The organism is Pseudoxanthobacter sp. (genome assembly GCF_036822375.1).
In the GTDB taxonomy this organism is placed as follows: Bacteria; Pseudomonadota; Alphaproteobacteria; order Rhizobiales; family Segnochrobactraceae; genus Pseudoxanthobacter.
The window spans coordinates 12,848-24,304 of sequence record NZ_DAISHT010000036.1 but is presented as its reverse complement, the minus strand read 5'-3'; the positions used below and the strand labels follow the sequence as shown (position 1 = coordinate 24,304).

At 70.8% G+C, this 11,457-nt stretch carries 7 protein-coding genes; 4 read left to right on the top strand and 3 right to left on the bottom strand.

The genetic code is table 11. The features are described from left to right. Window positions 1-55 precede the first annotated feature (55 nt). Window positions 56-1,486 carry an ATP-binding protein gene (locus tag V7067_RS05875; RefSeq protein ID WP_334174951.1) on the bottom strand — a complete coding sequence of 477 codons (1,431 nt, stop codon included), beginning with the start codon at window positions 1,484-1,486 and terminating at the stop codon, window positions 56-58. Next, window positions 1,483-2,226 carry a response regulator gene (locus V7067_RS05870; RefSeq protein WP_334174950.1) on the bottom strand — a complete coding sequence of 248 codons (744 nt, stop codon included), beginning with the start codon at window positions 2,224-2,226 and terminating at the stop codon, window positions 1,483-1,485. The genes V7067_RS05875 and V7067_RS05870 overlap by 4 nt, the downstream gene beginning before the upstream one ends. 221 nt (window positions 2,227-2,447) lie before the next feature. Here V7067_RS05870 and V7067_RS05865 point away from each other — a divergent pair, with 221 nt between their 5' ends. Beyond that, a complete protein-coding gene (locus V7067_RS05865; RefSeq protein ID WP_334174949.1) occupies window positions 2,448-4,676 on the top strand; it encodes a PepSY domain-containing protein in 2,229 nt (742 codons plus the stop codon). Between the two features lie 185 nt (window positions 4,677-4,861). After that, window positions 4,862-5,428 (top strand): DUF924 family protein, encoded by a 567-nt coding sequence (locus V7067_RS05860; RefSeq protein ID WP_334174948.1) that lies wholly within the window; start codon window positions 4,862-4,864, stop codon window positions 5,426-5,428. Window positions 5,429-5,569: 141 nt separating this feature from the next. Here V7067_RS05860 and V7067_RS05855 read toward each other — a convergent pair whose 3' ends face one another. Continuing rightward, the gene (locus tag V7067_RS05855; protein WP_334174947.1) at window positions 5,570-7,096 is read right to left on the bottom strand and encodes an inorganic phosphate transporter; all 1,527 of its coding nucleotides are present in this window, start codon (window positions 7,094-7,096) and stop codon (window positions 5,570-5,572) included. Between the two features lie 584 nt (window positions 7,097-7,680). Here V7067_RS05855 and V7067_RS05850 point away from each other — a divergent pair. Next, the gene (locus V7067_RS05850) at window positions 7,681-9,762 is read left to right on the top strand and encodes a sensor histidine kinase (RefSeq protein WP_334174946.1); all 2,082 of its coding nucleotides are present in this window, start codon (window positions 7,681-7,683) and stop codon (window positions 9,760-9,762) included. 28 nt (window positions 9,763-9,790) lie between these two features. Then, the gene (locus V7067_RS05845; protein WP_334174945.1) at window positions 9,791-10,519 is read left to right on the top strand and encodes a response regulator transcription factor; all 729 of its coding nucleotides are present in this window, start codon (window positions 9,791-9,793) and stop codon (window positions 10,517-10,519) included. The last annotated feature ends 938 nt before the right edge of the window (window positions 10,520-11,457 follow it).

Below are 11,457 nucleotides of genomic sequence, written 5' to 3'. Positions count from 1 at the left end.
CCCCGCCGCACCGCCAGAATCGGCCGCCAGACACGCACGCGCCGGGCGCAAGGACTCACCGCGGCAGGCGAATTTCGGCGCGCAGGCCGCCTTGAGGGCGGTTTTTCAGGGTCAGCACCCCGCCATGGGCCTGCACAATGCCCCGCGTGATGGCGAGGCCCAGCCCGATGCCGCCGGTCTCGGTGCTGCGGGAAGCCTCCAGCCGCACGAACGGCTTGAAGGCTTCCTCCACCCGGTCGGCCGGCACACCCGGGCCCTCGTCCTCCACTGCCAGGACGGCGCCGCCGCCGGGCAGGGCCGTGACGGTGACGTCGGCCTGCCGGCCGTAGCGCACGGCGTTGTCGATGAGATTGCGGACGGCGCGCCTGAGGGCGACCGGGCGGCCGGTGACCGCCACCGCCGGCCCCGGTGCAAGGCTGACGGCCGCGCCGGCGAGCCGGTAGTCCTCGACGATCTCCCGGGCGAGCGCGGTCAGATCGACCGGGCCGGTCGCTTCCGCCGCCGCTTCCGCGCGGGTGAAGGCAAGGGTTGCCTCGCAGATCGCCGTCATCTCCCCGATGGTTGCCACGATATCGTCGCGCACCGCCGGGTCGTCGATGAACTCCGCCTTGAGGCGCAGCGTGGTCAGCGGCGTTCTCAGATCGTGACCGATGCCGGCCAGCAGCTTCAGCCGGTCGCCGATGAACTGGCTGAGGCGGTTCTGCATGGTGTTGAAGGCGCGGGTGACGGCGGCCACCTCCGCAGGCCCGGCAACCGGCAGCGGCGCCACGCTCTCGCCGCGTCCGAACCGCTCCGAGGCGTCCGCCAGCGCACGCAGCGCGCGGGTCTGCACCCGGACGCCGATGACGGTGACCAGCGCCACGGCCAGCGACGAGACGAGGAACGAGAGAAATATCAGCCGGTTCCAACCCGGCGGAAAGGCCACCGCCGTGCGCAGCGTCAGCGTGCGGCCGCCGGAAAGCGGCACCACGATGTCGGCCGCGGCAAGGCGGCGCCGGCCGAACCCGGACAGGCGGCCCTCCGGCCTGTCGTCCGGCTGGCGCGGCAGCCATGTCGCGTCGGCATCGCTGCAGCTGCCGCGGCCGAGGCTGCCGGGCGGGGCAATGGCGACCGCCGGCGCGCCGGCGCGCACGCCGTGCAGCATGCGCCGCAGAATATCGGCCAGCCCTGTCTCGGCCGCCGTCATGGTGCGGGCCGGCGGCGGCGTGTCCGCCACCCACGCGCAGATCTCCCGGGTGCGGAAGGCCGCGGCCAGCCGCTCGCTGTCGGCCGCCGGATAGGTATCGAGCAGGCGCGCCAGCGTCACCGCCTGCGTGAGCGCCTGTCCGCGCACCAGCCCTTCCACGACCATATCCTGTTCCGAGCGCACCAGCGCCAGCATCAGCGCCTGCGCCAGTGCCAGCGTGGCCACCAGCAGCAGCACCAGACGTCCGGCGAGACTGCGCGGCCACAGCCGCAGGCGGCGGCGGACGCCCGGCGGCCTCATGGCAGCCCCTCCGCCGGCACAACCTCCACCGGTCCGGCGAACATATAGCCCTCGCCCCAGATGGTGCGGATCAGGGCGGGGTGCTGCGGATCGGCTTCGATGCGGCGGCGCAGGCGGCTGACGAGATTGTCGATGCTGCGATCGAACACCTGCGCGGCACGGCCGGCGGTGATGTCGAGCAGCTGATCGCGCGTCATCACCACCGCGGGCCGGGTGACGAAAGCCAGCAGCAGACGAAACTCGGCGGTGCCGAGCATGACCGCCGTACCCTGCGCATCGCTCAGCACCCGGCGGCCGGCATCCAGCACGAAGCGGTCGAAGCGATAGCAGATGCGGCCGGCCTCTGCCGCCGGCGGCGCGCTGCCGCCGCCCTGCGCGCGGCGCAGAATGGCGCGGATGCGGGCCAGAAGCTCGCGCGGGTTGAACGGCTTGGTCACATAATCGTCGGCGCCGAGTTCCAGCCCGATGATGCGGTCGGTCTCCTCGGCAACGGCCGTCAGCAGCACGATCGGCACATTGCCGGCCTGCCGCAGCTGGCGGCACAGCGTCAGCCCGTCCTCGCCCGGCATCATGATGTCGAGCACCACGAGGTCGATGGCGGCGGTGCGCATCTGCTGGCGCATCTCCGCGCCGCCGGATGCCACGCTGACGCGCAGGCCGTTGCGGGCGAGGTAGCGCGCCAGCAGTTCGCGAATCTCGCGGTGGTCGTCGACGACGAGAATATGAGGCGTGCGTTCCATCGGCGGTCCCGGTGCGGCGTCGGTCTCCGGCCCGCCCCTCCTTGCGCGCGGCCGGGGCGGGCCGGCCACTGCAAAATTGTATCCAAATGTGTCACGGTCCGCGCCCCGGCAAAGTCGCTTACCGATCCGCCCGCGGGCGACAAAGTTCCGCGACAGCGGACGGGCACAGAAGGCCCGCGACGCCCCGGCCCTGCCGCGGGCGCGCCCATGCGGAGTCCATCATGTCGCGTTTGCGCATCCGTCCGGCCCTGATCTGGCTTCACCGCTGGCTCGGCCTCATTCTGACGCCGGTCTTTCTGGTGATCATCCTTTCCGGCGCGGTGCTGTCCTTCCGCCCGGTGGTGGCCGACAGCGCGGCCCGCATCGCCGCCGCCGGCACGGCCGACCCGGCCGCTCTCGCCGCCCTGACCGCAAGGCTGGAGGCCGCCGGGCGCGTGGATGCCATCACGCTGGCCGAGGGCGGACAGGCCGTGGACGTGGCCGCCGGCGACCGCGCTCTCGCCGGCCGGTGGCAGATTGCGACCGGCAACCGGCTTTCCGCGCCCTCCAGCCCGGTCGATGTGTTCCGCACCGCCGAGACGCTTCACAAGTCGCTGCTGCTGGGGCTCGCGCCGCTGGTGGAGGCGGCCGCCTTCGCCATGCTCGCCATCGTGGTGTTCGGGCCGCTGCTGACCTGGATTCGCTTCCGCAACACCCTGCTCGGCTGGCATATGATCATCGGCTGGTGCCTGCTGCCGCTGGTGCTGATGCCGCCGCTGACGGCGGGTCTGATGATCACCGGCATCGGCGCCGGCGTCCGCGTGCCGCTGCCGCGGGCCGAAAGCCCGGTCAGCATCGCCGCCGCGCTCGGCACCGCCGGCGACAGCCTCGACCTCGCCCACCTCGTATCGGCGCGCCGGTTTCGCGGCGGCACCGTGCTGGTGCAGATCGCCGGCCCGGCCGCGACCGCCGCCGTGGTGACCGACAAAAGCGTGACAAGGCTCGAAGGCGGCCCCGGCCTTGCCAAGCAGATCCATGAGGGCACATGGGCCGGGGCGTGGTCCGGCCTGCTCAATTTCGCCGCGTCGCTGGCCCTTCTGGGCCTGACGGCCACCGGCTTTCTCTCATGGTTCCGGCGCTGGCGGCGCGACCGGGCGGCCGGGCCGAAGGCGGCGGGCGGCAGCGTGCTCGTCGTTCACGCCAGCCAGACCGGCACCGCGGCGCGCCTTGCCGCCGCCACCGCCGCCGCACTTGAGGCCGGCGGCCACACGGTGGCCGTGGCCCCGCTCGGCCGCCTCACGCCCGCCGGCCTTGCCGGCTTCCCGCGCGTGGTTCTGATTGCCGCCACCACCGGCGAGGGCGATGTGCCGGATGGCGCGCGCGGCTTTCTGAAAGCGCTTGCAGCCGGAACCGCCGGCGGCGGGACGCCGCTTGCCGGCGTGCATCTGGCGGTGCTCGCGCTCGGCGACCGCAGCTATCAGCACTTCTGCGGCGGCGGCCACACCCTGCGGACCGCGCTGCTGGCGGCGGGCGCCCGCGAAGCAACCCCGATGCTCTGCGCCGATGGCGACCCGGAGGGCATCTGGCGGCAGTGGATGACACAGCTCGGCCGCGATCCGGGCCTTGCCGGCGATGCCGGCGCGGCACCGGCGCTGTCCGGCCCGCCGGTTGCGCTGCGGCTGGCCGACCGCTGGCGGCTGGACGATCCGGCCTGCCCCGGCACGCAGGAAACGTGGGCGGTGGTGCTGGAAAGCGAAACCCGCCTCGCCTTCCGTCCCGGCGATCTGGTGCGCATCACGCCGCCGGGCGGGGGCGCGCCGCGCAGCTATTCCATCGGCAGCACCGACAGCGGCGCCCCGCAGCGCCTCGTACTGACCGTGCGGCTGCACACCCGCACCGACGCGGCCGGAAACACCGTTTCCGGGCAGGTCTCCGGCGCCCTCACCCGCACGCTGCCGCCCGGCGGCCGGGTTGAGGCGACAATCGCGCCGCACCCCGGCTTCAACCCGCCGGACGATCCGAACCGGCCGGTCATCCTGATCGGCGCCGGTTCGGGCATCGCGCCGTTCCCCGGTTTTCTGGAAGAGCGGCGGGCGGCGCGGCCGGCCGGGCCGGTCTGGCTGGTGTTCGGCAACCGCCATCGCGACGGCGATTTCCTGTGGCGGGATGCGATCCGCGCCGCCCTTGCCGACGGAACGCTGACGCGGCTCGACACCGCCTTCTCGCGCGATGCCGACGATGCCGCCCATGTCGGCGACCGGCTGCGCGCCGCCGGGGCCGACCTCGCGCACTGGATGCTGCACCGGAACGCCGTTCTCTATATCTGCGGCCGGCGCGCGTTCGTCGACAGCGTGCAGGCTGCTCTCGCCGACGTTCTGGTGCGCTTCGGCGCCCTGACGGAAAGCGCCGCACAGACCACGCTCGACCGCTGGACCGGCGAGGGCCGCGTGCGCATCGACGCTTTCGACTGACCGGGCCGACAAGGCGGAAAGGCCGCCGGCGGCCCGCCACGCAGACCGCAGAGGCCGGGGGGAAACGCACCGGCCCTGCGGTCGGCTGTGGCGACAGCCGCCGGCCCGGCTATTGTGCCGTGGCGCGCCGGCGGCAGACGCCCGCCGCACCGCACAGATGGCAGCACCGCACAGGGAGACGCCCTTTGACCCGCTCCGCCGCCCCGCCCGCCCCGGCCGAAGCCCGCCGTGTCGTTGCCTTCTGGCGCGAGGCCGGCGAGGCCGATGCGTGGTTTTCAAAGGACCCCGCCTTCGATGCGCGCTTTCGCGACGCGTTCCTCGACCTGCACCTTGCCGCCGCCCGCCGCGCCTGCGCCGGCTGGAGCGAAACGCCGGAAGGCGCGCTGGCCCTGATGATCCTGCTCGATCAGTTTCCCCGCAATGCCTTCCGCGACACCGGCCACATGTATGCGACCGACAGCCTGTGCCGCCTCTATGCGCGCCGGGCCGAGGCGCTGGGCCACATGGCGGCAACCGAAACCGGCCTGCGCCTGTTCTTCGCCCTGCCCTTCGCCCACTCCGAAGACCCGGCCGATCAGGACCTGTCGCTCGCCCTGAACCGGCGGCTGGGCGAACCCTGGCTGGGCCATGCCGAAGGCCACCGCGACATCATCCGCCGCTTCGGCCGTTTTCCCCATCGCAATGTCATTCTGGGGCGCACCTCCACGGCTGCGGAAGAGGCTTTCCTGCGGAACGGGGGCTTCAGCGGATAACCGGCTTCAGCGGACAGGCGGCTTCAGCAGACAGGCCACGGGCCCGATGCAGGCGGGGCGAAACCGCCGGCCGCGGTTCCGCCCCGTCCCGTCCTTTCCCGGCCCCGGCAGCGGGGCGCGGCCCCGCATCGCCGGCCGCGCTCACATGATCTGCCGCAGCAGCACATAGAGCCCGGCGGAGAGCGCAATGGCGGCCGGCAGCGTCAGCACCCACGCCATCAGCAGGTTGCGCACGGTCGACATCTGCAGCCCGGAGCGGTTGGCCGCCATGGTGCCGGCCACGCCCGACGACAGCACATGGGTGGTGGAAACCGGCAGGCCATACATGTCGGCCGCTCCGATGGTGGCCATCGCCACCAGTTCCGCCGCGCCGCCCTGCGCATAAGTCAGATGCGTCTTGCCGATCTTCTCGCCAACGGTCACCACGATGCGCTTCCAGCCCACCATGGTGCCGAGACCGAGCGCGATGGCCACCGCCACCTTCACCCACAGCGGAATGAACTTGGTCGCGGTATCGAGCTGCTGCCGGAAGGCGGTCAGGTCCTCCTTCAGCACCGCATCGGCCGGCGGCTGGCCGGTCTTCAGCATCACGCGGATGGTCTCGGAGGCGAGATACATATCGTTGCGCATGTTGGAGACCGAAGCCGCGGGCACCTGCGCCAGCGTTTCGTGATTGCCCACCATGTCGGAGATCTCGCGCGTGACCTGCGCCAGCGCCGGCATCACCTCCGGCGTCGCGGTGCGGGTGCGCACGAAGGTCGTCAGCGCGTGGCGCGGATCGGCCGGCGCCGGCGTCGCGCCGGCGGCCTGCAGCAGCGCCGTCTCGGTGGCCCGGGCGACAGAGCGGAACTGCGCCACCTCGTCCACGTTCACCGCCCGGTTCAGCGCATAGGCGGTGGGCACGATGCCGATGAGGATGAGCATGATGAGCCCCATGCCCTTCTGCCCGTCGTTGGAGCCGTGGGCGAACGAAACGCCGGTGCAGGTCAGCACCAGCAGGCCGCGAATCCACCAGGGCGGCGGCTTGTGGCCCTGCGGCTCGCGATAGAGCGCCGGGTTGCGCACCAGAACCCTGAGGCTGAGCAGCAGCAGGCCGGCGGCGAAGAAGCCGATGACGGGCGAGAACAGCAGCGAGTAGCCCACATTGGCCGCCTGCCCCCAGTCCACGCCGGACGTGCCGTCGAAGCCCTGAAGCACCTGATTGGCGAGGCCGACGCCGATGATGGAGCCGATGAGGGTGTGGGAGGACGAGGCCGGAAGGCCCAGATACCAGGTGCCGAGGTTCCACAGGATCGCCGCGATCAGCAGCGCGAACACCATGGCCAGCCCCGAGCCGGACCCGACGTTCAGGATCAGTTCCACCGGCAGCAGCGACACGATGCCGAATGCCACCGCGCCGGAGGAGGCCAGCACGCCGAGAAAGTTCCACGTGCCCGACCAGATCACCGCGAACTGGGCCGGCAGCGAATTGGTATAGATGACGGTGGCAACCGCGTTGGCCGTGTCGTGAAAGCCGTTCACGAATTCAAAGCCCAGCGCAATCAGCAGCGCAACCACCAGCAGGATGAACGGAATGATCGCCAGCGTGCTGGTACCGGATGCGCTGATATCGTGCCAGATGGAATATCCGGTGAAGGCCAGCCCTGCCAGAAGAACGGCAAAGAACACGAACTTCTCGCCGGCACTGTTCTTCCTGTCGACAGGAGACCGGCGTGGCCCTGCGGCATTATGAACGCCGGCAACAGCGCCGCTTTGCGTTTTTGTCATATGAGACACCGCCATTCCGATCTGAATCGTCCTCATCACCGGTTGCCCGATGAGACTCCGTTATTACAGTCGCAGGCGTGACGGGCGTATGACTGCTTCCGACAGCCAATAATACGACACCGAATAGTCGTGCAGCCCGGCTTTTTACGGCGACGATGGCATTCTGCGTTCTGCGCCCGGCCGGAGACAGTGCCGTGCACCGGCCGGGCCCGCATCGGCCTGAATGATCCCGGCTGCGCAGCAGACCCGGACCGGCTGTCGCGCGCACGGGATTGAACAGTCGGGCCATCGTGAGCCATGGCCGGCCGGCGGATGCTGTTATAGACTTTGGCGGACCTGACGGGGCGGACCGCAGGAGAACGCTTTATGACCGGCCGGACTGCGGACGGCAGCGGCGCAGGGCGTAATGACCCTGCCGCCGGCCGGTGGCAGTCCGTGCCCGCGGCTGCCGGAGCACGGCTGAAGGACGAGGGGCTGAGCGGCGCGTGAACGGCATCCGGCAGGCACTGGTTCGCGGCATCGTCCGCCTTGCGATGCCGCTGGCGCGCCCCGGCGTGTGGCTGGCCCTCTGGTCTGCCCTGTGGCTGGCGCCGGCCTCCGGGGGCGCATACGCCGCAGCACCGGCCCCGCTGGTGCTCGAAGGGCGGCAGGCCTCTTATGCGCTTCAGGGGCATGTCGCCGCCTTCCACGACCCGACCGGGCGGATGGATCGCGCCGCCGTCGGGGCGGCGGATCGCGATGGCGCCTTCAGGCCGGTGGCCGGCGGCTTCGATCCCGGCATCGACAACGACGGGGCATGGTGGCTGCGCTTCGATCTGGCGGCCGGCCCCGGCGGAGACGGCGTGTGGTGGCTGTCGGTCGACGCCCACCCGCTGACGGCAGAGGTGGATGCCTTCGTGCCCGAGCCCGCCGCCGGCGGCGGGGTTGCCATGGCGTGGCGCCGCTCCGGCCTTGCGGTGCCGATGGCGGCGCGCGACCTGCCGGTCCCGCTGTTCGTCTTTCGCATGGAGATGCCGGCGGGCGAGAGCCGCACGGTCTATGTGCGGCTTGCCGGCACCCGTACCATCCGGGCGCTGCTGGATGTGCAGCGCCTGCCGGCCCTCACCGGCCGGCTGACGGCGCTGGCCACCGGGCTGTCGCTCATTCTGGGGTCGGCGGCGCTGCTGGCGGCCGCGGCCATAGCCTGCGGCGTGTGGCTGCGGGCGCGCACGCTGACGATGCTGGGGGCCGGCACCGCGCTGATGACGGCCCTGCAGCTGCTGGTCACCGGCCTTGCGCTTCCGGCGCTGGACGGCCTTTCCACGGGCGCGGTCTATGCCCTGCATTCGCTGCTGCTCAACCTGACCTGCGCCGCCATGATCCTGACGGCGCTGACGATGTTCGGCGGCTTCCGGGCGATGCCGTGGAGCCGGCGGGCGATGCTGGGTCTTCTGGGCTTCACGCTGTTCGGCGTGCTGACCTCGCCGCTGGACCTGCACGCCACGCTGCTGCCGGGCCTGATCGCCGTCATGATGGCCTTTTCCGTTCTGGCGGTGATCGCGGCCTTCCGCAGCCTGCGCGCGGGAGAGCCGGCCGGCCGCTGGTACCTCGCCGGCTTTCTGGTCTACGGCGCGATGCTCAACATCTATGCCGGGCTGCTGTTCGGTCTGGTGCCGCTCAATGTGTTCAGCATCTGGATTTCTCCCGTTCTGCTCGTGGTGCAGGTGGCGATTCTGTTCGCCGGCATGCTGACCGCCGTCCGCAGCACGCAGGACGCCCGCCTTGCGCTGGAAGCCGCCCTTCTGGCGGCCTCGCGCAGCAACGAGCGGACGCTCGAACGCGCGGTTGCCGACCGCACCCGCGCCCTGCAGGAAGAGAACGAGGCGCGCGGTGTGGCCGAGACTGCCCTGCGGCGGGCCCTGCGCGAACAGCGCAACCTGCTGGCCATGGTCAGCCACGAATTCCGCACCCCGCTCGCCGCCATCGGCGCCGCGGTCCACGTCATCCGCGCCGGCGCGCCCGCCGCCCCCCGCGAGCGGCAGGAGCTCGACAAGATCGGCCGCGCCGCCAGCCGGCTCGGCGGCCTGATCGACACCTTTCTCACCGACGAATGGCTCGACCGCGCCACCCTGCAACTGAAGCCCCGCCGCTTCGATCTCACGGCCCTGCTGGCCGATCTGGCGCGCGATGTGCGGGCCGGCGACGGGCGCCTCGTCACCCTCGATGCCCCGCCGTCGCTGATCGTCGAGGCCGACGCGATGCTGCTGCGCATTGCGGTCGGCAACCTGATCGGCAACGCGCTGAAATACACCCGCGGCAGCGTGCGGATTGCCGCCGCGCAGGACAACGGCCAGACGACCATCCGTGTCGGCGACGACGGGCCCGGGCTGGATGCCGGCGACCGCGAGGCGGTGTTCGAGCGCTATTATCGCAGCGAAGCCCACGCCCGCCTGCCCGGGGCGGGGCTGGGGCTTTTCATCGTGCGGCGGATCGCCGAGCGCCACGGCGGCAGCATCGGTGTGGAGAGCACGCCGTCCGCCGGCAGCACCTTCTGCCTCGTGCTGCCGCTGCAGGCGCCTGCGGCATGAGAAAGCGGCATGACAAGGAGTTCGCAACGTGACGGACACGATGGAGAACACGGCTCCCGAGGCGGCGGAACCGGTGCGCGTCGTCGTCGTGGAGGACGATGCCGATTTCTGCGAAAGCCTTGCCGTCTTTCTCGAAATGGCGGGCATGAGCGTGCGTGCGGCCGGCGATATCGCCGGGCTGGAACAGGCGCTGCGCGATGCACCGGCCGATATCGTCGTGCTCGATATCAACCTGCCGGGCGAGAGCGGGTTCGCGGCCGTCGAGCGGCTGCAGCTGCGCGGGCAGGCCGGCGTCATCATGCTCACAGGCCGCTCTGCGTTGCAGGACCGGCTGGAGGGCTTATCGCGGGGGGCTGACCATTATCTGCTGAAGCCGGTGGAACTGACTGAGCTGGAACTGGTCATCCGCAATCTGCATGCCCGCCTTGCCCCGCCGCCCGAGAGCGCCCGCCACTGGCGGCTGGACAGCGCCGGCCGCACCCTGACCGCGCCGGACGGCACGCCGGTGCCCGTCAACGCAGCGGAATGCAGCCTGCTTGCCGGCCTCATGACCATCCCGCGCCGCCCGGTGAACCGGAGCGATCTGCTGAGCGCGCTGAAGGGCGACAGCGGCGAGGCGCACGAACCGCATCTGGAAGTCCTGCTGTTTCGCCTGCGGCGCAAGGTCAAGGGCCTCTGCGGCCTCGACCTGCCGGTGCAGTCGGTGCGCGGCATCGGCTACCTGTTCACCGCCGGCGCCCAGGTCTCCGCCGGCTGAGATCTCCGCCGGCTGAGGTCTCCGCCGGCTGAGGTCCCCGGCCGCAACGGCCGGCGGCAACCCGGAACCGTCGCGGGAATCGCTCACCGTCCAGGATTGCCGGACTGTCCAGGATTGCCGGACCGTCGAAAAACCCGGTTTTCGCGCAGTCCGGGGTGCGCAGACGGAGTCGCCGCGACGCCCGCCCGCCACTGCTTTTCTTGTGCCAGATGAGACTATCCACCCTGCCCGCGCCGCCCGGCCCGCAGCCGCCGCCCCGCAGCGCGAACAGGGGCAAAAACACATCTGCGGTTACGCCCGGCCGCAGTCCGATTAAAAAATTCCGAAAGACAAAAATTCTTTCTTTAATGGACCAAAGTCCATTAATTACACTTTATTACAACTCTATAAATCGTCATCGATACAATATCCTGAGTTCTCGCTTCGGCTGTCATCCGGTTTAGATAATAACATAAATTTACAGCATTGACGGCAAGTCTCTCGCTTTGCTATCCGAAAACAGCCACACTGGCTTGAAAGACAATCAATCGGACAGCTTCGGGCCGCCACGGACCCGGAGCGGTCTGCGCGCGGGGGTGCAGGTTCTTCGGGGGGCCTTTGAGCCTGCTCGTGGCCGGACAGGCCGCACCCGCGCGCAGACTTTGATTGCTGCAGAGGGGAAGCATGCGCGTGCGCCGTCACATCGCCGCGGAGCGGACCGGCAGCGATTCGGCAGCGGCTGACCTGCCCGGCAGCGGACCCGGACGCGGCCCGCGACTGCCGCAACCGGCCGCTGCCGGGCCGTTCCGGTCGACGGCGTTCAGGACCGGCGTTGCCGGACGGCCGGGGTGTTCGCGCACCTGTGCCGGCGCCCGGCCCAACCCCGGCGATGCCCGGCCCCGGCCGGCGACCTTTGCCGGCGGTTTCGCCATGCCCCCGTTCGCAACCGTCATGTCCGC

What these genes read in the sequence shown, in the direction of transcription:
- V7067_RS05875 (WP_334174951.1), bottom strand. Translation starts at nt 1,486, where the DNA reads ATGAGGCCGCCGGGCGTCCGCCGCCGCCTGCGGCTGTGGCCGCGCAGT.
- V7067_RS05870 (WP_334174950.1), bottom strand. Translation starts at nt 2,226, where the DNA reads ATGGAACGCACGCCTCATATTCTCGTCGTCGACGACCACCGCGAGATT.
- V7067_RS05865 (WP_334174949.1), top strand. Translation starts at nt 2,448, where the DNA reads ATGTCGCGTTTGCGCATCCGTCCGGCCCTGATCTGGCTTCACCGCTGG.